Origin of the sequence: Streptomyces aureoversilis (assembly GCF_042657885.1) — a bacterium.
Taxonomy (GTDB): Bacteria; Actinomycetota; Actinomycetes; order Streptomycetales; family Streptomycetaceae; genus Streptomyces; species Streptomyces aureoversilis.
Window position 1 is genome coordinate 16,993 of the sequence record NZ_JBHSKJ010000012.1, and the last position, 17,555, is coordinate 34,547.

Annotated in this window: 18 protein-coding genes; 10 read left to right on the plus strand and 8 right to left on the minus strand. The window is 70.3% G+C overall.

Annotated features, from left to right (window positions below):
- Nucleotides 1–1,755, minus strand: a complete 1,755-nt coding sequence (gene argS, locus ACFPP6_RS21190; RefSeq protein ID WP_382044661.1) for an arginine--tRNA ligase — start codon at nucleotides 1,753–1,755, stop codon at nucleotides 1–3.
- A gap of 160 nt (nucleotides 1,756–1,915) precedes the next feature.
- Between argS and lysS the strand changes: the two genes are divergently transcribed.
- Complete coding sequence (gene lysS, locus ACFPP6_RS21195) at nucleotides 1,916–3,652, plus strand: lysine--tRNA ligase (RefSeq protein ID WP_382044664.1); 1,737 nt, start codon at nucleotides 1,916–1,918, stop codon at nucleotides 3,650–3,652.
- A 172-nt stretch (nucleotides 3,653–3,824) separates the two neighbouring features.
- Here the strand turns inward: lysS and ACFPP6_RS21200 are convergent, their stop codons facing one another.
- Both ACFPP6_RS21200 and ACFPP6_RS21205 read right to left on the minus strand, forming a co-directional pair.
- Nucleotides 3,825–4,541: a hypothetical protein gene (locus tag ACFPP6_RS21200; protein ID WP_382044667.1), complete on the minus strand. Its 717-nt coding sequence runs from the start codon at nucleotides 4,539–4,541 to the stop codon at nucleotides 3,825–3,827.
- A 108-nt stretch (nucleotides 4,542–4,649) separates the two neighbouring features.
- Nucleotides 4,650–5,504, minus strand: coding sequence for a hypothetical protein (locus tag ACFPP6_RS21205; RefSeq protein ID WP_382044669.1), 855 nt, complete (start codon nucleotides 5,502–5,504; stop codon nucleotides 4,650–4,652).
- Nucleotides 5,505–5,667: 163 nt separating this feature from the next.
- Here ACFPP6_RS21205 and ACFPP6_RS21210 point away from each other — a divergent pair, with 163 nt between their 5' ends.
- Nucleotides 5,668–6,861, plus strand: a complete 1,194-nt coding sequence (locus ACFPP6_RS21210) for an RtcB family protein (RefSeq protein WP_382044672.1) — start codon at nucleotides 5,668–5,670, stop codon at nucleotides 6,859–6,861.
- Between the two features lie 3 nt (nucleotides 6,862–6,864).
- Here the strand turns inward: ACFPP6_RS21210 and ACFPP6_RS21215 are convergent, their stop codons facing one another.
- The 4 genes from ACFPP6_RS21215 to ACFPP6_RS21230 form a co-directional block, all read right to left on the minus strand.
- Complete coding sequence (locus tag ACFPP6_RS21215) at nucleotides 6,865–7,668, minus strand: LAGLIDADG family homing endonuclease (RefSeq protein ID WP_382044675.1); 804 nt, start codon at nucleotides 7,666–7,668, stop codon at nucleotides 6,865–6,867.
- Nucleotides 7,669–7,757: 89 nt separating this feature from the next.
- Entirely contained in the window at nucleotides 7,758–8,153 is a 396-nt protein-coding gene (locus ACFPP6_RS21220) for a VOC family protein (RefSeq protein ID WP_382044678.1), read from the minus strand.
- Nucleotides 8,154–8,248: 95 nt separating this feature from the next.
- Nucleotides 8,249–8,992, minus strand: coding sequence for an SDR family NAD(P)-dependent oxidoreductase (locus ACFPP6_RS21225; protein ID WP_382044681.1), 744 nt, complete (start codon nucleotides 8,990–8,992; stop codon nucleotides 8,249–8,251).
- A 61-nt stretch (nucleotides 8,993–9,053) separates the two neighbouring features.
- Complete coding sequence (locus ACFPP6_RS21230; RefSeq protein ID WP_382044684.1) at nucleotides 9,054–9,404, minus strand: YnfA family protein; 351 nt, start codon at nucleotides 9,402–9,404, stop codon at nucleotides 9,054–9,056.
- 459 nt (nucleotides 9,405–9,863) lie between these two features.
- Here ACFPP6_RS21230 and ACFPP6_RS21235 point away from each other — a divergent pair, with 459 nt between their 5' ends.
- From ACFPP6_RS21235 to ACFPP6_RS21245, 3 genes are read left to right on the plus strand one after another with little or no spacing between them, the layout of a single operon-like run.
- Nucleotides 9,864–10,247 (plus strand): STAS domain-containing protein, encoded by a 384-nt coding sequence (locus ACFPP6_RS21235; protein WP_382044687.1) that lies wholly within the window; start codon nucleotides 9,864–9,866, stop codon nucleotides 10,245–10,247.
- A gap of 59 nt (nucleotides 10,248–10,306) precedes the next feature.
- Complete coding sequence (locus tag ACFPP6_RS21240; RefSeq protein WP_382044690.1) at nucleotides 10,307–11,059, plus strand: ANTAR domain-containing protein; 753 nt, start codon at nucleotides 10,307–10,309, stop codon at nucleotides 11,057–11,059.
- On the plus strand, nucleotides 11,046–11,780 hold the full coding sequence (locus ACFPP6_RS21245) for an ANTAR domain-containing protein (protein ID WP_382044692.1): 735 nt from the start codon (nucleotides 11,046–11,048) through the stop codon (nucleotides 11,778–11,780). Before ACFPP6_RS21240 ends, ACFPP6_RS21245 begins: the two co-directional genes overlap by 14 nt.
- Nucleotides 11,781–11,852: 72 nt before the next feature.
- Here ACFPP6_RS21245 and ACFPP6_RS21250 read toward each other — a convergent pair whose 3' ends face one another.
- Nucleotides 11,853–12,485, minus strand: a complete 633-nt coding sequence (locus tag ACFPP6_RS21250) for a hypothetical protein (protein WP_382044695.1) — start codon at nucleotides 12,483–12,485, stop codon at nucleotides 11,853–11,855.
- 129 nt (nucleotides 12,486–12,614) lie between these two features.
- Here ACFPP6_RS21250 and hemL point away from each other — a divergent pair, with 129 nt between their 5' ends.
- From hemL to ACFPP6_RS21275, 5 genes are all read left to right on the plus strand, one after another.
- Nucleotides 12,615–13,949 (plus strand): glutamate-1-semialdehyde 2,1-aminomutase, encoded by a 1,335-nt coding sequence (gene hemL / locus ACFPP6_RS21255; protein ID WP_382044696.1) that lies wholly within the window; start codon nucleotides 12,615–12,617, stop codon nucleotides 13,947–13,949.
- A 53-nt stretch (nucleotides 13,950–14,002) separates the two neighbouring features.
- Complete coding sequence (locus ACFPP6_RS21260; RefSeq protein WP_079110955.1) at nucleotides 14,003–14,650, plus strand: histidine phosphatase family protein; 648 nt, start codon at nucleotides 14,003–14,005, stop codon at nucleotides 14,648–14,650.
- 177 nt (nucleotides 14,651–14,827) lie between these two features.
- A complete protein-coding gene (locus ACFPP6_RS21265) occupies nucleotides 14,828–16,036 on the plus strand; it encodes a polysaccharide deacetylase family protein (RefSeq protein ID WP_382044699.1) in 1,209 nt (402 codons plus the stop codon).
- 105 nt (nucleotides 16,037–16,141) lie between these two features.
- Nucleotides 16,142–16,765, plus strand: coding sequence for a TlpA family protein disulfide reductase (locus tag ACFPP6_RS21270; RefSeq protein ID WP_382044701.1), 624 nt, complete (start codon nucleotides 16,142–16,144; stop codon nucleotides 16,763–16,765).
- 49 nt (nucleotides 16,766–16,814) lie between these two features.
- Nucleotides 16,815–17,552 carry a cytochrome c biogenesis CcdA family protein gene (locus tag ACFPP6_RS21275; protein WP_382045147.1) on the plus strand — a complete coding sequence of 246 codons (738 nt, stop codon included), beginning with the start codon at nucleotides 16,815–16,817 and terminating at the stop codon, nucleotides 17,550–17,552.
- Nucleotides 17,553–17,555 lie beyond the last annotated feature (3 nt).

The window sequence follows — 17,555 nt, forward strand, 5'->3', positions numbered from 1 at the left end:
TCAGAGCTGCTCGGGCGTCCGGATGCCCAGCAGCGACATGCCCTGACGCAGGGTGCGGGCCGTCAGGTCGCACAGGAAGAGGCGGTTCTCCACCTGCTGCGGCGTCTCGGCCTTGAGGACCGGGCACTCGGCGTAGAACGTCGTGTACAGCGAGGCCAGCTGGTAGAGGTACCCGGCGAGCTTGTGCGGCTCGTAGGAGGCCGTGACCTCGGCCAGGTTCTCCCCGAACTGGTCCAGGTGCATGCCCAGCGCGCGCTCCGCCGGGGCCAGCGCGAGCTCCGGGTGAGCGACCGGCCGGGCCTCGCCCGCCTTGCGGAGGATCGACTGGATCCGGGCGAAGGCGTACTGGAGGTAGACGCTGGTGTCGCCGTTGAGGGACACCATCTGGTCCAGGTCGAACTTGTAGTCGCGCGAGACGGACGTCGACAGGTCCGCGTACTTCACCGCGCCGATGCCCACCTGGGCGCCGCGCTCGGCGATCTGCTCCTCCGTCAGGTCCTGGGCCTTCTCCCGGACGACGGCCGTCGCGCGGTCGATCGCCTCGTCGAGCAGGTCGACCAGGCGGACCGTCTCGCCCTCACGGGTCTTGAACGGCTTGCCGTCCTTGCCGAGGACCGTGCCGAAGCCGAGCTGGACGGCCTTGACGTCGTCGGTCAGCCAGCCGGCCCGGCGCGCGGTCTCGAAGACCATCTTGAAGTGCAGGGACTGCCGGGCGTCCACCACGTACAGCAGGGTGTCGGCCTTCAGGTTCCCCACGCGGTCGCGGATCGCGGACAGGTCCGTGGCCGCGTAGCCGAAGCCGCCGTCGGACTTCTGGACGATCAGCGGCGAGGGCTTGCCGTCCGGGCCCTTGACGTCGTCGAAGAAGACGCAGAGCGCGCCGTTGGAACGGACCGCGACACCGGACTCCTCCAGCAGGCGGCAGGTCTCGGCGAGCATGTCGTTGTAGCCGGACTCGCCGACGATGTCCTCGTCGCGGATCTCCACGTCGAGCTTGTCGAAGACCGAGTAGAAGTAGATCTTCGACTCGTCGACGAACCGCTGCCACAGCGCGAGGGTCTCCTCGTCGCCGGCCTGGAGGTCGACGACCCGGCGGCGGGCGCGGGCCTTGAACTCCTCGTCGGAGTCGAAGAGCGTCCGCGACGCCTTGTACAGCCGGTTGAGGGAGGACATGGCCTCCTCGCCGGAGACCTCGCCCTCGTGGTCCAGCTCGTGCGGGTGCTCGATCAGGTACTGGATCAGCATGCCGAACTGGGTGCCCCAGTCGCCGATGTGGTGACGGCGCACGACCTTCTCGCCGGAGAACTCCAGGATCCGCACCACCGCGTCACCGATCACCGAATTGCGCAGGTGGCCGACGTGCATCTCCTTGGCCACGTTCGGCTGGGCGTAGTCGATGACCGTGGTGCCCGGGTGCTCCGCGAACGGCACGCCCAGACGGTCGTCGGCGGCGCGCGCGGCCAGGGTCTTCACGATCGCCTCGTCCGTGATCGTGATGTTCAGGAAGCCGGGGCCCGAGACCTCGACCTCCTTGATCAGATCACCGGCCGGCAAGCCGTCGACGACCTTCGCCGCCAGCTCGCGCGGGTTGCCCTTCAGCTTCTTGGCCAGCGCCAGCATCCCGTTGGCCTGGAAATCGGCCCGGTCGCTTCGGCGCAGCAGCGGATCGGCGGCATCGGCCTCCGGCAGGGCTGCCGAGAGGGCGTCCGCGATGCGCTGGTGGAGCGAGGAAGCGAGGGAGGGAACCGAAGCCATGGGAAGGTGCCATTCCGGTAGGCGGCATGTGATGGTCCCGCCGATTATCCCATGCGCCTACCACGCCCCCCGCGGTAATTTCCCCGCAGCCGGGCAACCCCGGAGCCACCCCTCCCGTCTGGGACAATGGTCATGCCAGGACCGTAAGGAAGGAAGTGCCGTGGCTCAGGCTCAGAGCACCGAGGCCGATTGGGTCTCCCGTTTCGCCGACGAGGTCATTGCCGAAGCGGAGCGCCGGGCCCCCGGCAAACCGATCGTCGTCGCCTCGGGCCTGTCCCCCTCCGGCCCGATCCACCTCGGCAATCTGCGCGAGGTCATGACGCCGCACCTCGTCGCCGACGAGATCCGCCGCCGCGGCCACGAGGTCCGCCACCTGATCTCCTGGGACGACTACGACCGGTACCGCAAGGTGCCGGGCGGCGTCCCCGGCATCGACGAGTCCTGGGCCGCCCACATCGGCAAGCCCCTGACCTCCGTCCCGGCCCCCGCCGGCTCGGCGTTCCCGAACTGGGCCGAGCACTTCAAGGCCGCGATGGTCGAGGCGCTCGCCGAGCTCGGCATCGAGTACGACCCGATCAGCCAGACCGAGCAGTACACCTCCGGTGTCTACCGCGAGCAGATCCTGCACGCGATGAAGCACCGCGCCGACATCGACGCGATCCTCGACCAGTACCGGACGAAGGACAAGGCGACCGGCAAGCCCAAGAAGCAGCAGCAGAAGCCCGTCGACGAGGCCGAGCTGGAGGCCGCGGAAGGCTCCGGCGCCGCCGCCGAGGACGACGGCAGCGCCGGCGGTGCGGGCTACTTCCCGTACAAGCCGTACTGCGGCGCCTGCGAGCGCGACCTCACCACCGTCACCGCGTACGACGACGAGACCACCGAGCTGGCCTACACCTGCGTGTGCGGCCACTCCGAGACCGTCCGCCTCAGCGAGTTCAACCGCGGCAAGCTGGTCTGGAAGGTCGACTGGCCCATGCGCTGGGCCTACGAGGGCGTGATCTTCGAGCCCTCCGGCGTCGACCACTCCTCCCCGGGCTCGTCCTTCGTCGTCGGCGGCCAGATCGTCCGCAAGGTCTTCGGCGGCGAGCAGCCCATCGGCCCGATGTACGCCTTCGTCGGCATCAGCGGCATGGCCAAGATGTCCTCCTCGAAGGGCGGCGTCCCCACCCCCGGCGACGCCCTGAAGATCATGGAAGCGCCGCTGCTGCGCTGGCTGTACGCCCGCCGCAAGCCCAACCAGTCCTTCAAGATCGCCTTCGACCAGGAGATCCAGCGGCTCTACGACGAGTGGGACAAGCTGGAGGCCAAGGTCGCCGACGGCACCGTCCTGCCCGCCGACGCCTTCGCCCACAGCCGCGCCGCCCGCACGGCTGCCGGCGAGCTGCCCCGCACGCCGCGCCCGCTGCCCTACCGCACGCTCGCCTCGGTCGCCGACATCACCGCCGGCCACGACGAGCAGACCCTGCGCATCCTCAGCGACCTCGACCCGGCGCAGCCGGTCACCGCGCTCGACGAGGTCCGCCCGCGCCTGGACAAGGCCGAGCACTGGATCAACACCCAGGTCCCGGCCGAATCCCGCACCATCGTGCGCTCCGAGCCCGACACCGAGCTGCTCGGCTCGCTCGACGAGCAGGGCCACGAGTCGCTGCGGCTGCTCCTGGAGGGCCTGGACGACCACTGGTCGCTCGACGGCCTGACCACGCTCGTCTACGGCGTGCCCAAGGTCCAGGCCGGCCTGGAGCCCGACGCCAAGCCGACCCCCGAGCTCAAGGTCGCCCAGCGGTCCTTCTTCGCCCTGCTCTACCACCTGCTGGTCAGCCGCGACACCGGCCCGCGCCTGCCCACCCTGCTCCTCGCGGTGGGGGCGGACCGGGTGCGGAAGCTGCTCGGCGCGTAGCGCCTCCGGCGTGGTACCTCGCATAACGGCGCCGGCCGCTCGATGGTGATCGAGCGGCCGGCGCCGTCGTTGCCCGGTGCTGCCGGTGCGTATGCCGCCGGACCCTCACCGCTGTCGCTCCTCGCCGCTGCGGCGGAGGAAGGACAGCGGCGAGGCCCACGGGCCGGAGCCGCTAGCTCTTGTTCGCCGCGGCGACCGCGGCCACCGCCTCCTTGGCCGCGTCCTGCGCGCCCTTGGCGATCTCGTCCGCCGCCGGGTTCTTCGCGCCCTGGAAACCGGCGCCGCTGTACTTCACCGTGACCACGACGTTGCCCGTGCGGGCGACGACCGTCGCATTGCGGTAGTCGTCGTCGTCCTTCTTGGTGTCCGTGGCCACCAGGTTCGCGCCCTCGCCGATGCCCTCGGCCTTCTCGGTCTTCGCGTCCTTGGCACCGTCGGCGGTCGTCGCCTTGGTCACCTGCTGCTCGGCGAACTTCTCGGCGCGCTTCTCGCCCGAGCCCAGCGTCGGGTCGGAGGCCAGCCGCTTGTAGGAGACGGTCAGCGAACGGAACTGCAGGTCCTTGACGTCCTCGTCGTTCAGGCCGTTCCAGAAGCAGCTCGCCGAGTCGTTCGCGTCGCTGGTGGGGAGGGCCTCGCCCTCCTTCTTCTTCGCCTTCGGCACCAGCTTGTCGATCGTCTTCTCGTCGATGGTCTTGCAGACCTCCGGCGGCAGCTTGGCGAACGTCGCCGCCTTCATCGACGGCGAGGCGCTGGGGGCCGGCGCCGAAGCGGAGGGCGAGGACTTCTTCTTGTCGCCGCCGTCGTCGTCCGAGCAGCCGGTGGCGACGAGCATCACCGGTACTGCGGCGCAGGCGAGGAGTCGGGCGAGTCGCGGGGCTGTTCGGTGCATGGGTCCTTCGCTCGTTCGGTGTCGAGGGGCGGAGCGCCTGGGCGCTCTCGCCCCGCCTGATCGGCACGGTACGCGGCCGACGCGGGCCGGTGGCGGATTGGCCACCGGCTAATTGTTGAAGTTCCCCGCGTCGAGCTCCCGGGCCAAGGCCTGGGCCTTGCCCTGGAGGTCCTCGCTCCCGGGGACGTGCTGCTTGTCGGCCGACCACTGGTCGTAGGCGATGGTCACGATGACGTTCGCGGACCGGAAGACGATGTTGATGTCACGGTGCACGCCCGAGCCGGCAGTGATCAGCTTGTCGTCGATGAAGGCGTCGTCGCCCAGGTCGTCCAGGACGCGCGGGGCCAGCGAGGCGCCGCCCGCCGGCGAACCGGAGGCCGACGGCGCGCCCGGCAGGGACGCGGAGGGCGCCGGGGAACCGCTCTGCGCACCGCCCTGCGGGTGCGGGCCCGCGCTCGCGCCCTTCGAGGCCGAAGGCGTGGATGCGGACGGCGAGCCGGAGGAGACCGGGATGTGCGCGGCGCCCGCCCGGCGGCCGTAGAGCTGCTCCGCCCGCTGCTCGTCGCTGACGCCGGGCTGGTACGAGACGACGCGCTCGAAGTCGACGGTCAGGTGCCGGGAGCCCTGCGGGGCCTCCAGCTTCCAGCGGCAGCCGACGCGGCGGTCGGTGTCGTAGGTGATGGCGGCCTGGCCCTTGTAGAGCTTCGCGAGGGTGTCGCGGTCGGCCTCGTCGTCACCCGGAGTGGGCAGGAGCCTGCGCAGCGTCTCGCGGTTCACGTAGCCGCAGGGCTCGGGGAGGCTGCGGTACTTGCCGGGCTGGGCGGCGGGCGCGGTGGAGCCCGCCTGGCCGGGCTTGGAGTCGTCGCCGCCGTCGCCGCCCGCCCCGCCGCTGCAGGCGGTGAGCGCTGCGGCCAGCACGGCGGCGGCCAGTGCGGCGGCCGGTGCGTGAGCCCTTCGCTGCACGGTCCGTGGCTCCTTCCACCGAAAACGTGTTGCTGCCGCGGAGGCGGCGGCTGGACAGTATGTCTACCGCACGTGCCGCTGCGTCTGCCGGTTCGCTGTCGCGAATCGTGAGATATGTCCGGCTTTTGCGTTATCTTGCTTTTACGGGGTTATGAGGAAAACCATGTCCTACACCGAGGTGCCCGGCGCCCGTGTTCCGATCCGCATGTGGGCCGACCCGGCCACGGTCGAGGACGTTGCCATGCAGCAGCTGCGCAACGTCTCCACCCTCCCATGGATCAAGGGACTCGCGGTCATGCCGGACGTCCACTTCGGCAAGGGGGCCACGGTCGGCTCGGTGATCGCCATGCAGGGCGCGGTGTGCCCGGCGGCGGTCGGCGTCGACATCGGCTGCGGGATGTCGGCGGTGAAGACGTCGCTGACCGCGAACGACCTGCCCGGTGATCTCTCCCGGCTGCGCTCGAAGATCGAAGAGGCCATTCCGGTGGGCTTCTCGATGCACGACGACCCGGTCGACCCGCGACGGCTGCACGGGCTGCCGACGGCCGGGTGGGACGACTTCTGGGGGCGGTTCGACGGGGTTGCGGAGGCGGTGAAGTTCCGGCAGGGGCGGGCGCTGAAGCAGATGGGAACCCTTGGCCAAGGAAACCATTTTGTTGAACTTTGTATAGATTCGTCCGGGTCGGTGTGGCTCATGCTTCACTCCGGGTCCCGCAACATCGGCAAGGAGCTCGCCGAGTACCACATCGGCGTGGCCCGGAAGCTGTCGCACAACCAGGGGCTGGTCGACCGCGACCTCGCAGTCTTCATCGCGGACACGCCGCAGATGGCCGCCTACCGGCACGACCTGTTCTGGGCCCAGGAGTACGCGCGGCACAACCGCGAGATCATGATGGCGCTCTTCAAGGACGTGATCCGCAAGGAGTTCAAGAAGGCCAAGCCCATGTTCGAGCAGACCATCTCCTGCCATCACAACTACGTGTCGGAGGAGCGGTACGAGGGCGTGGACCTGCTGGTCACCCGCAAGGGCGCGATCCGCGCCGGCGGCGGCGAGTACGGCATCATCCCGGGCTCGATGGGCACCGGCTCGTACATCGTGCGCGGCCTGGGCAACGAGGCGTCGTTCAACTCCGCCTCGCACGGCGCCGGCCGCCGGATGAGCCGCAACCAGGCGAAGAAGCGATTCTCCGAGCGGGACCTGGCGGACCAGACGCAGGGCGTCGAGTGCCGCAAGGACCGTGGCGTGGTCGACGAGATCCCGGCCGCGTACAAGCCGATCGAGCAGGTCATGGAGCAGCAGCGGGATCTCGTCGAGGTCGTGGCGAAGCTCAAGCAGGTCGTCTGTGTGAAGGGCTGACGGTCATTCGGCTCGAGCCGCCTGATTCTTGCGCAAGCGCCAGCGCCGGAGATTGCAGGATTGCTGCGATCTGCCCAGCTTCTCGGCCGCTTCCGCGTTGGTCGGGGTGTCGAGCAGGATGCGGTCTTCCAGCTGTGTCCAGCTGCGGCGCGGCCGAGGCGGATTCATGTGCGCCGGGCGGACCCAGGCACTCACCTGGGCCGCCGCCGAGCGCTTGCGCTCCAGGGCCAGGCTCCCGGGGTAGTACAGGTGAGCTGCCAGTGTCACGCCCGCCTCTCGCATGTACATGATGTTGTACGCGCCGTCGCGGGCGTTCCGGCTGGTCAGCTTATGGATGCCGAGTGTGACCTGGGTGTAGTGGCACAGGTAGGTGGCGATTGCCGTGCTGGTCGTGGCCAGGCTGACGAACGGCAGACCCTGGCTGGTGAAGCCCACGGCGCCGTCGGCGTCGATGATTCCGCGAAGGTAGTCCCGGTGGGAGAACGGGACGCGCGGTGGCGTGACCCTGGTGGACTTCTTGCCGTAGGGGATGCCGAGCTCCACGAGTCGGTCTCTGGCTTCCAGGGCGCAGAGGGTCCAGATCGCGGAGTGATGGCTCGCTGAGAAGTTGGTCGCTCGTGTGCGCTCGGTGATGGTGCTGTTGTACGGGCACAGTTGCTGGAAGGCCCGGAGCATGCCGATGTCGCGGTGGCTGATTTCGACGGTCAGCCGTCCCTTTTGGCCTGCGCCCGCTTGTAAGTGCCCATCCGCCTGCAAGAAGCCGAACATGTACGCGTAGCGAGGGTCTTCGAGGTCCATGAAGGTCATGGGCCGATCGTGCGACGCCGCTGCCGGGCCGTCGGGCGGAACGGCAGGGCGTCACTCGAACTGGCGAGCGCTCGACGAGCGTGTGCGCCCTACTGCTGCACGTCCTGCGGGTACCAGCGCAGTTCGACCGTGTTGCCGTCCGGGTCGAGGACGTAGACCGACTCCGCGTCGCCGCGGGCGCCGTAGCGCTTGCCGGGGCCGTCGACGACGGTGAAGGTGCCGGCGTCGATGACGGTCTGCCAGTCCAGGGGCTCGACGACGAGGCAGATGTGGTCGACGTTGGAGGCGGCCGTGTCGCCGCGGTCGCGCTCCACCAGGTCGATGATCGTGGTGGGGGAGACGCGCACCGACGGGAACGGGGCCCGGCCCGCGCGCCACTCGTCCACGCGGACGGGGTCGAGGCCGAGCGGGCCGGTGTAGAAGGCGAGGGACCGCTCCGCGTCGGAGACGTTGAGGACGAGGTGGTCGAAGGCGATGACGCGCATGGGTTCCCCTGTTCGGTGCGGGCCGCCCGGCCGGGGCGGGCTTCGGTACGACGGTAGCCCGGGAATGATCGTTTCCGCTTCGGTCCCGGCCGGGGTCAGGCCTGGCGGTGGACCTTGTAGTTCGAGGCCTGGGCGCGGGGGCGGACGACGAGCAGGTCGACGTTCACGTGCGGCGGCCGGGTGACGGCCCAGCCGATGGTGTCGGCGACGTCCTCGGCGGTGAGGGGCTCGGCGACGCCCGCGTAGACGGCGTCGGCCTTGGCGCGGTCGCCGCGGAAGCGGGTGAGGGCGAATTCGTCGGTGCGCACCATGCCGGGGGCGATCTCGATGACGCGGACGGGCTGCCCGCACAGCTCCAGGCGGAGGGTTTCGGCGACGGCGTGGGCGCCGTGCTTGGCGGCGGCGTAGCCGCTGCCGCCTTCGTAGGTGCCGAGGGCGGCGGTGGAGGAGAGGATCAGGACCGTTCCGTCGCCGCTCGCGGTGAGGGCGGGGAGCAGGGCCTGGGTCATGTGGAGCACGCCGAGGACGTTGACCTCGTACATGGTGCGCCAGTCGGCGGGGTCGGCGGTGGCGACGGGGTCGGCTCCGTGGGCGCCGCCGGCGTTGTTGATGAGGACGTCGACGCGGTCGAGGGTCGCGGCGAAGGCGTCGACGGCGGCGCGGTCGGTGACGTCGAGGGCGTGGGCGCGGGCGCCGGGGAGCTCCTCGGCGAGGGCGGTGATGCGGTCGGCGCGGCGGGCGGTGAGGACGACGCGGTAGCCCTCGGCGGTGAGGCGGCGGGCGGTGGCGGCGCCGATGCCGCTGCTGGCGCCGGTGATGACGGCGGTGCGGGTGCTCATGGTGATGCCTCCTGGGGCGCGGCGCGGCCGATGTGGCGTGGGTGGTCCCCGGGCAGGATATTCAGCGGTTGCGGGGCGCGTACATGATGATCGCCACGCCGACGAGGCAGACGAGCGCGCCGAGGACGTCGTAGCGATCGGGCCGGTAGCCGTCGGCGGCCATGCCCCAGGCGAGGGAGCCGGCGACGAAGACTCCGCCGTAGGCGGCGAGGATGCGGCCGAAGTGGGCGTCGGGCTGGAGGGTGGCGACGAAGCCGTAGGCGCCGAGGGCGATGATGCCGGCGCCGATCCAGGCCCAGCCGCGCCCCTCTCCGGAATGGCTGCCGCGCACGCCCTGCCAGATGAGCCAGGCGCCGCCGATCTCCAGGAGTGCGGCGAGGAGGAAGAGTCCGGTGGAGCGGGCGATGAGCATGTTCGCAGGCTACGGGTCCGGGGTGGGGCTGCAGAGCGGGCCGGAGGCCCTGCCCTCCCCCGGCAGTGGCCTCCGGCCGGCTCGCTCTCGACCGCGGAGGCACCGGCTGGGCGGGAGGCGTGTCCGGTGCGTCGGCGGGAGACGGTGACCAGGGGCCGGGGCCACGGGCTTCACCCTAGGGCGTGGGGCGGGGCCTCCGGAAGGCGGGCGGAGGAGGCTTCGGGGAACGGCGGAAAGTATGGGGTGTGGGCGGTGGCGGGCCCGGGCGGAGGGCATGGGCGGCGGGTTTCGCGAGGCTGTTCCGGGAAGTTTCATTCGTTCGAGCGTTGCATTCCGCCCGTGCCCTGTTCCGCAATCATCTGGCCATAGCCTCGTAGGAGCTGCCCCGGACCTTGGTGGCGACGGTGCACGGGCCGGCTTCGTGCACTGTCCCATGCAGCCCGAGCTGGGGGAGCAGTCGTGGCGGAGTGGCAGGGCACGGCCCGTATCCGGGCAGTGGGCCGGTGGAGCGTGCTGGAGCTTGCCGGAGAGATCGACCTTGCGGCGGTTCCGGAGGTGGAGGAGCTGCTGGCCCGGCTGATGGTCCAGGAGCAGCCGGCCGTGGTGGTCGATCTGATCGAGGTGACGTTCTTCGACTGCACCCTGCTGGGGTTGCTCAGCCGGGGCAGGACGAGGGTGCTCGGGGCCGGGGGCAGCTTCGATGTGCTGTGCATCCGGCCGTGGTCGCTGAAGCTTCTGCGGGTGGCGGGATTGCTGGAGGTCTTCCGTCCGGTTGCTTCCCTTGCGGATCTGGCCGATCTCGACGCCCTCGGAGGCCGCCGCCACCGGGGTGCCAGGGCGTAACGTGAACCTTGCGGGCCGTTCGTTCCGGGTGGCGCGTTACGGGTCGTCCTGGGAAGCGGGTGACATCGGTGGTCGCCGGCGCGGGTATGGCCCGGGTGCTCCGAGAGCTCTCCGCGGGGCCCGGCCCGGGGCTGATCGGCGGGGACCCGGGGGAGTGCGCACGCGTTCTGGGCGTGGACGGGGTCGCCGTCTCCTTGGCCACGGGCGGATCCCTCAGTGAGCTGGTGTGGTGCTCCCCGGGCACCAGCGAGCGCCTCGACGACGAGCAGTACACGCTCGGCGAGGGGCCGGGGGTGGATGCCGTCGGCTCGGGCGCCCTGGTCATCGAGCCGGATCTGGCGCAGGTCCGGCCCGACCGGTGGCCGGTGCTGCTGCCGGTGCTGGCGGCGCTGGGCGTGGGCGCCCTCTTCTGCTTCCCGCTGCGGATCGGTGGTGTGTGCGTGGGGGCGCTGACCGCGCAGAGGGCGACCGCGGGCCCGCTCTCGGAGGCGGCGATGGATGACGCCCTCCTTCTGGCCGCCGCGGTGACCGCGGCGGTGCTGGTCGGGGGCGACCGGGCGGCGCGGTTCTCCGACGCGGAGCCCCTCGCCCATCTGCACCGCGCCGTGGTGCACCAGGCCAGCGGGATGATCAGCGTCCAGGCAGGGGTCACGGTGGCGCAGGCGCTGGTGCTGTTGCGCGCCCACGCGTACCGCTTCGAGCGTCCGCTGCTGCAGGTGGCGGAGGACGTGGTGACGCGTCGTCTGCACTTCCGACACGATGGAGACGGGCCCGGCCCGTCCGCGAGCAAAGGGGATGATGGCCGTGGCTAGCCAGCAACGCATGCTGGAGATCCTGGTCGAGGCCGTCGATTCGCTGATCGACGACTTCGATCTGATCGATTTCCTGCACCGGCTGACCGCTCGTTGTGTCGAGCTGCTCGACATCGACGCCGTGGGCGTGATGATCGTCAACCCGTACGGCGAGCTGCAGGTCATCGCGGCCTCGGACGAGCACACGCGGCTGCTGGAGCTGTTCGCCCTCCAGCACGAGCAGGGCCCTTGTGTGGAGTGCTATCGCACGGGGCTGCCGCAGCTGGACATCGATCTGGAGTCCCCGCAGGCCGCGGCGTCCTTCGGCGCGTTCGCGGAGCATGCCCGCGGGGTGGGGTTCCGCGTCACGCACGCCATTCCCATGCGGCTGCGCCATCAGGTCATCGGCGCGCTGAACCTCTTCCACTCCCGGCCCGGCGGCATTGCCGAGCCCGACGTCCGGCTGGCGCAGGCGCTGGCGGACGTGGCGACGATCGCCATCCTGCAGCAGCGCACCATCGAGCAGGGCAATGTCGACAAGGCACAGTTGCAGGCCGCGCTGAACAGCCGGGTCGTCATCGAGCAGGCCAAGGGGGTGCTGGCCGAGCGCTGCCAGATCGGCCTGGACGAGGCGTTCGAGAGGATGCGGGGCTATGCCCGTCCGCGTCACCTGCGGCTGTCGGAGCTCGCCCGGCAGGTCGTCGAGGGCACGCTGGACACGGCGGTGCTGGCACCGGGCTGAGTGCCCTGGAGCGGGGTCCGGTGGCCGGTGCGGCGGGTTCGCTCAAAGCCGGTCCGCGGGCCGGGCGAGGGGTTACGGCCAGACGAGGCAGTAGGGCTGGTGGCCGTTCTCGTGGAGGCGGTGCGAGAAGTCCTGCCACTCGCGCAGGAGCTGGTAGACGCCGAAGGCGTCGCGGGGGCCGCCGCGGTCGGGGACGGTGGACCAGATGAAGGCGGCGGCGCCGACGGATTCCTCGCCGACGCCGCGCAGCGGGTCGACGACGGTCATGGGGAGTTTCACGACGGCGTAGTCGGGGTGGAGGACGACCAGCTCGAGCGGGGGGACTTTGTGCAGGGGTATGCCTTCGATGCCGGTGAGCACCATGGCGGCCACGGTTTCGGGCTTGATGCGGGTGAACATGCCGCCCATGCCGAGCTCGTCGCCGCCGAGCTCCTCGGGGCGCATGGAGATGGGGACGTTGGCTGCGGCCGCGCTGTTGGGTGCCCCGAAGTACTTGTAGGTCACCCCCACGCGGCCACTCCTGCTTCCTGTGCCTGCCTTGCTGCTCGCGAGGCCGTCCGTACCGCTCGCGAGGCCGTCCGTGCTGCCCGCGAGGTCTTCTTCGCGCCGGTCGCGCCGGCCCCTGTGGCGCCCCCTGCGGGACTGCCGGGCGCGCTCGGGGCCCAGGTCTCCGGTGCCCTCACCCACTCCGCCACCGCGCTGCATATCTCCACCTGACCGCTTTTTCCTACGCAGCACTGCCCCCGCCGCGCAACCCGATCATCGTCTCAGAGACCTCCCCCGTGAAGGGCATGTGAAACGCCCGGATCGGACTCGTCGCGAGGCTCTGAGACCATGGCTAGCGTGAGCTACCCATACCCCATGCATGCGCCAGTCTCGCAGACACTCTTCGACCGTGCCGCTGTCGTGACGCCCGGCGGCGTGAACTCCCCGGTCCGGGCGTTCCGTGCCGTGGGTGGTACGCCCCGGTTCATGGTGTCCGGTACCGGTCCGTACCTCACCGACGCCGATGGCCGGGAGTACGTCGACCTCGTGTGTTCGTGGGGTCCGATGATCCTCGGGCACGCGCATCCCGAGGTGATCGCGGCCGTCCAGGAGGCGGTGGCCCGAGGTACGTCGTTCGGTACGCCGGGTGAGGGGGAGGTCGCGCTCGCCGAGGAGATCGTCGCGCGCATCGAGCCCGTGGAGCAGGTGCGTCTGGTGTCGTCGGGGACCGAGGCGACGATGTCGGCGATCCGGCTGGCGCGCGGTTTCACCGGCCGGGCCAAGGTGATCAAGTTCGCGGGCTGCTACCACGGCCATGTGGACGCGCTGCTGGCGGCGGCGGGCTCGGGCGTGGCGACGTTCGGGCTGCCGGACACGCCGGGAGTCACGGGCGCGCAGGCCGGGGACACGATCGTGCTGCCGTACAACGACCTGGAGGCGGTGCACGAGGCGTTCCACGCGTTCCCCGGGGAGATCGCCTGTGTGATCACGGAGGCGTCGCCGGGCAACATGGGCGTGGTGCCGCCGCTGCCGGGCTTCAACCAGGGGCTGAAGGACGCGTGCGCGAAGAACGGCGCGCTGTTCATCTCCGACGAGGTGATGACGGGCTTCCGCACGAGCAGGGCGGGCTGGTACGGCGTCGACGGCGTGAAGCCGGACCTGATGACGTTCGGCAAGGTCATGGGCGGCGGTTTCCCGGCGGCGGCGTTCGGCGGCCGGGCCGATGTGATGGCGCACCTGGCTCCGGCGGGCCCGGTGTACCAGGCGGGCACGCTCTCGGGCAACCCGGTGGCGACGGCGGCGGGCCTGGCGCAGCTGCGGCTGCTGGACGACGCGGCGTACGAGAAGGTCGACGCGGTGTCCGCGGAGATCAGCGGTCTGGTGGGCGAGGCGCTGACCAAGGAGGGTGTGGCGCACCGCCTGCAGACGGCGAGCAACATGTTCTCGGTGTTCTTCACGGGGCGTGAGGTGCGGAACTACGACGACGCGAAGGCGCAGGAGGCGTTCCGTTTCAACGCCTTCTTCCATTCGATGCTGTCGCAGGGCGTGTACCTGCCGCCGTCGGCGTTCGAGTCGTGGTTCGTGTCGACGGCGCACGACGCGGCGGCGATCGAGCGGATCGCTGCGGCGCTGCCGGCTGCGGCGCGGGCCGCGGCCGGGGCAACCGAGGAGGGGGCCAAGTGAGCTCGGCGAAGGACGCGGAGAAGAAGCAGGACGAGATCACCGTGGTGCACCTGATGCGCCACGGCGAGGTCCACAACCCGGAGGGCGTGCTCTACGGGCGCCGGGCGGGCTATCACCTGTCGGACCTGGGCCGCCGGATGGCGGACCGGGTGGCCGAGCACCTGGCGGGGCGGGACGTCACCCATGTGGTGGCTTCGCCGCTGGAGCGTGCGCAGGAGACGGCGACGCCGATCGCCAAGACGCACGGTCTGGACCTGGCGACGGACGAGCGGCTGATCGAGGCGGCGAACGTCTTCGAGGGCAAGACGTTCGGCGTGGGCGACGGCGCGCTGAAGAAGCCGGCCAACTGGAAGTACCTGACGAATCCTTTCCGTCCGTCGTGGGGCGAGCCCTACGTGGAGCAGGTCGTGCGGATGATGCGTGCGCTGGATGCGGCGCGGGATGCGGCGCGGGGTCACGAGGCGGTGTGCGTGAGCCATCAGCTGCCGATCTGGATCGTGCGCAGTTTCGTGGAGCGGCGGCGGCTGTGGCACGACCCGCGAAAGCGCGAGTGCACGCTGGCGAGTCTGACGACGTTCACCTATAGGGGGGACAAAATCGTTTCGGTCGGCTACAGCGAACCGGCCCGGGATCTGGTGCCGGCGCACCTTCTCGCGGGCGCCAAGCCGGTGAAGGGCGGGGCCAAGGCGTTCGGCGCCTGAGGGCCGTTCGGGGGCCGCGGTTACTCCATCGGGCCGTGGCGACTGCGTAAATGCGGGGCAACTCCCTGAAGAGGGGGGAAACTGCGCAACCGTCGTACTCGACGCGCCCTCTCACGCAATGTCGTTTTATATGGACGACATACGGCGTGGGGCACGGCGAGTACGGACGGAGTCGACATGGGCGACATCAGCCGACGAGGTCTCCTCGGATGGGGAATGGGAGCGGCCGCGGCGCTGGGCGGCGTCGCCGGCTGCTCGGAGGGATCGGTTCCCGAGCGGCACGATCAGGCGGCGAAGGCGGTCGAGCGGGCGAAGGCGAAGCCGATCGGCGACGGCTCGACGGCCGACGCCGGGCCGCAGCCGTATCAGCCGCCGGAGCCGGAGCGGCTGGAGCCGGGGCAGAAGCCGCCGCAGTTCGTGATCTTCTCGTGGGACGGGGCGGGGGAGGTCGGCAACGGTCTCTTCCCGCGGTTCCGGAAGCTGGCGCAGGATCACGGGGCGCGGATGACGTTCTTCCTCTCCGGGGTGTACCTGCTGCCGGAGTCGAAGAAGCGGCTGTACAAGCCGCCCAACAACCCGGTCGGCGCCTCCGACATCGGCTACCTCACGGACGAGCACATCCGGGCGACGCTCACGAACCTGCGGGAGGCGTGGCTGGAGGGGCACGAGGTCGGCACGCACTTCAACGGCCACTTCTGCTCGGGCGAGGGGTCGGTCGGGAAGTGGGACGGGGACGACTGGGAGTCGGAGATCGAGCAGGCGGTCTCGTTCGTCACGGAGTGGCGGACGAACACGGGGTTCACCGATCTGGACCCGCTGCCGTTCGATTACCGCAAGGAGCTCGTGGGCGCCCGGACGCCGTGTCTGCTGGGGCAGGAGAATCTGCTGCCGACGGCTGCGAAACTGGGCTGGCGTTATGACGCGAGTTCCCCGGGCGGGACGCAGGTGTGGCCGTCGAAGAAACACGGTCTGTGGGATCTCCCGCTGCAGCAGATTCCCTTTCCCGGGCATTCGTTCGAAGTCCTGTCGATGGACTACAACATCCTCGCCAATCAATCCAAGAACACCACTCGAGGCCCCTCGGTGCATTACCCGCACTGGCGGCAGCAGGCCACCGACGCCTATCTCGCCGGATTCGAGCGGGCGTACGAGACGAATCGCGCGCCGTTCTTCGTCGGCAACCACTTCGAGGAGTGGAACGGCGGCATTTATATGGATGCGGTGGAGGAAGCTCTCAAACGCATCGCCGACGATCGTCACAAGGACGTGCGCCTGGTCTCCTTCCGGCAGTTCGTCGACTGGCTGGACGCCCAGGATCCGGCCGTGCTGCGCGGGCTGCGCCGGCTCGAGGTCGGCGAGAAGTGGCACGCCCGGGCGGCCGGCTGAAGCCGCGGGCGGCCGGAGCCGCTCCCGGACGGCCGCCCGAACCCGTACGAAGGGCCTGCAGGGGGGCGCGGAAGATCCCTAAACGGACCATGCGAAACTTTTCACATGAGTGCCTGCCGCGCCTTTCGACGCCCCGGACCACGCCGGCGTATCACCATGCCGGCCATCCTCGCCGCCGCCGCGGCCCTGTCCCTGACCGCGTGCGGTTCGGGTGACAACCCCAAGAGCGGCGGCCAGACCCAGTTCGTGCAGGGCACGGGCGGCGTCAGCGTCGTCAGCGACAAGAGCGGGCGGCAGGACGCGCCCGACCTCTCCGGCAAGACGCTGGACGGCAAGGCCCTCGACATCGCCGAGGACTACAAGGGCAAGATCGTCGTCCTCAACGTCTGGGGATCGTGGTGCGCCCCGTGCCGGGCCGAGGCCAAGAACCTCGTCAACGTCGCCAACGACTACAAGGACAAGGGCGTGCAGTTCGTCGGGCTCAACACCCGCGACTCCGACCCCGCACCGGCGATCAAGTTCGAGAAGGAGTTCGAGGTCCCGTACCCGAGCCTCTACGACTCCGCCGGCAAGCTGCTGCTGCGCTTCCCCGCCGGCAGCCTCAACCCGCAGTCCATCCCCTCCACCGTCTTCATCGACCGCGACGGCAAGATCGCCGCACGCGCGATCAAGGCGCTGACCGAGGACGAGCTGCGCAAGACGCTCGACCCGCTGGTCGCGGAGAAGTGACCCGGTGACCCCCGCCACCTCCGCCGCCGTCACGCTCGCCGTCGGCGAGATGAACCAGACGGTGCTCTCCGGGGCGCTGCTGCTGGCCCTGCCCGTCGCCCTGTTCGGCGGGCTGGTCTCGTTCTTCTCGCCCTGCGTGCTGCCGCTCGTCCCGGGCTACCTGTCGTACGTGACGGGGGTCGGCGGAGCGGACCTGGCCGAGGCCCGCAAGGGACGGATGATCGCCGGGGCCACCCTGTTCGTGCTCGGCTTCACCTTCGTCTTCGTCTCCATGGGCACCCTCTTCGGCTGGGTCGGCCGGGCCCTGCTGGTGCACCAGGAGACGATCACCAAGGTGATGGGGGTCCTCACCATCGCGATGGGCCTCGCCTTCATGGGGCTGTTCAGCAGGTTCGGGCAGCGCGAATTCCGCTTCCACACCCGGCCCACGATGGGCCTGGTGGGGGCGCCGCTGCTGGGCGCGCTCTTCGGGCTCGGCTGGGCGCCGTGCATCGGCCCGACGCTCGCCTCCGTCCTCTCCCTCTCCTCGACCCAGGCCAGCGCCGGCCGCGGGGCGCTGCTGACCGTGGCCTACTGCCTCGGCCTCGGCCTGCCGTTCATCCTGACCGCGGTGGCCTTCCGGCGCGCGCTCGGCGCGTTCGGCTGGGTCAAGCGGCACTATGCATGGGTCATGCGCGCCGGCGGGCTGATGCTGGTCGCGGTCGGCGTGCTCCTCGTCACGGGGGTGTGGGACAGCCTCATCCGCGAACTGCAGACGTGGTCCAACTCCTTCGTCCCCGAGGTCTGATCA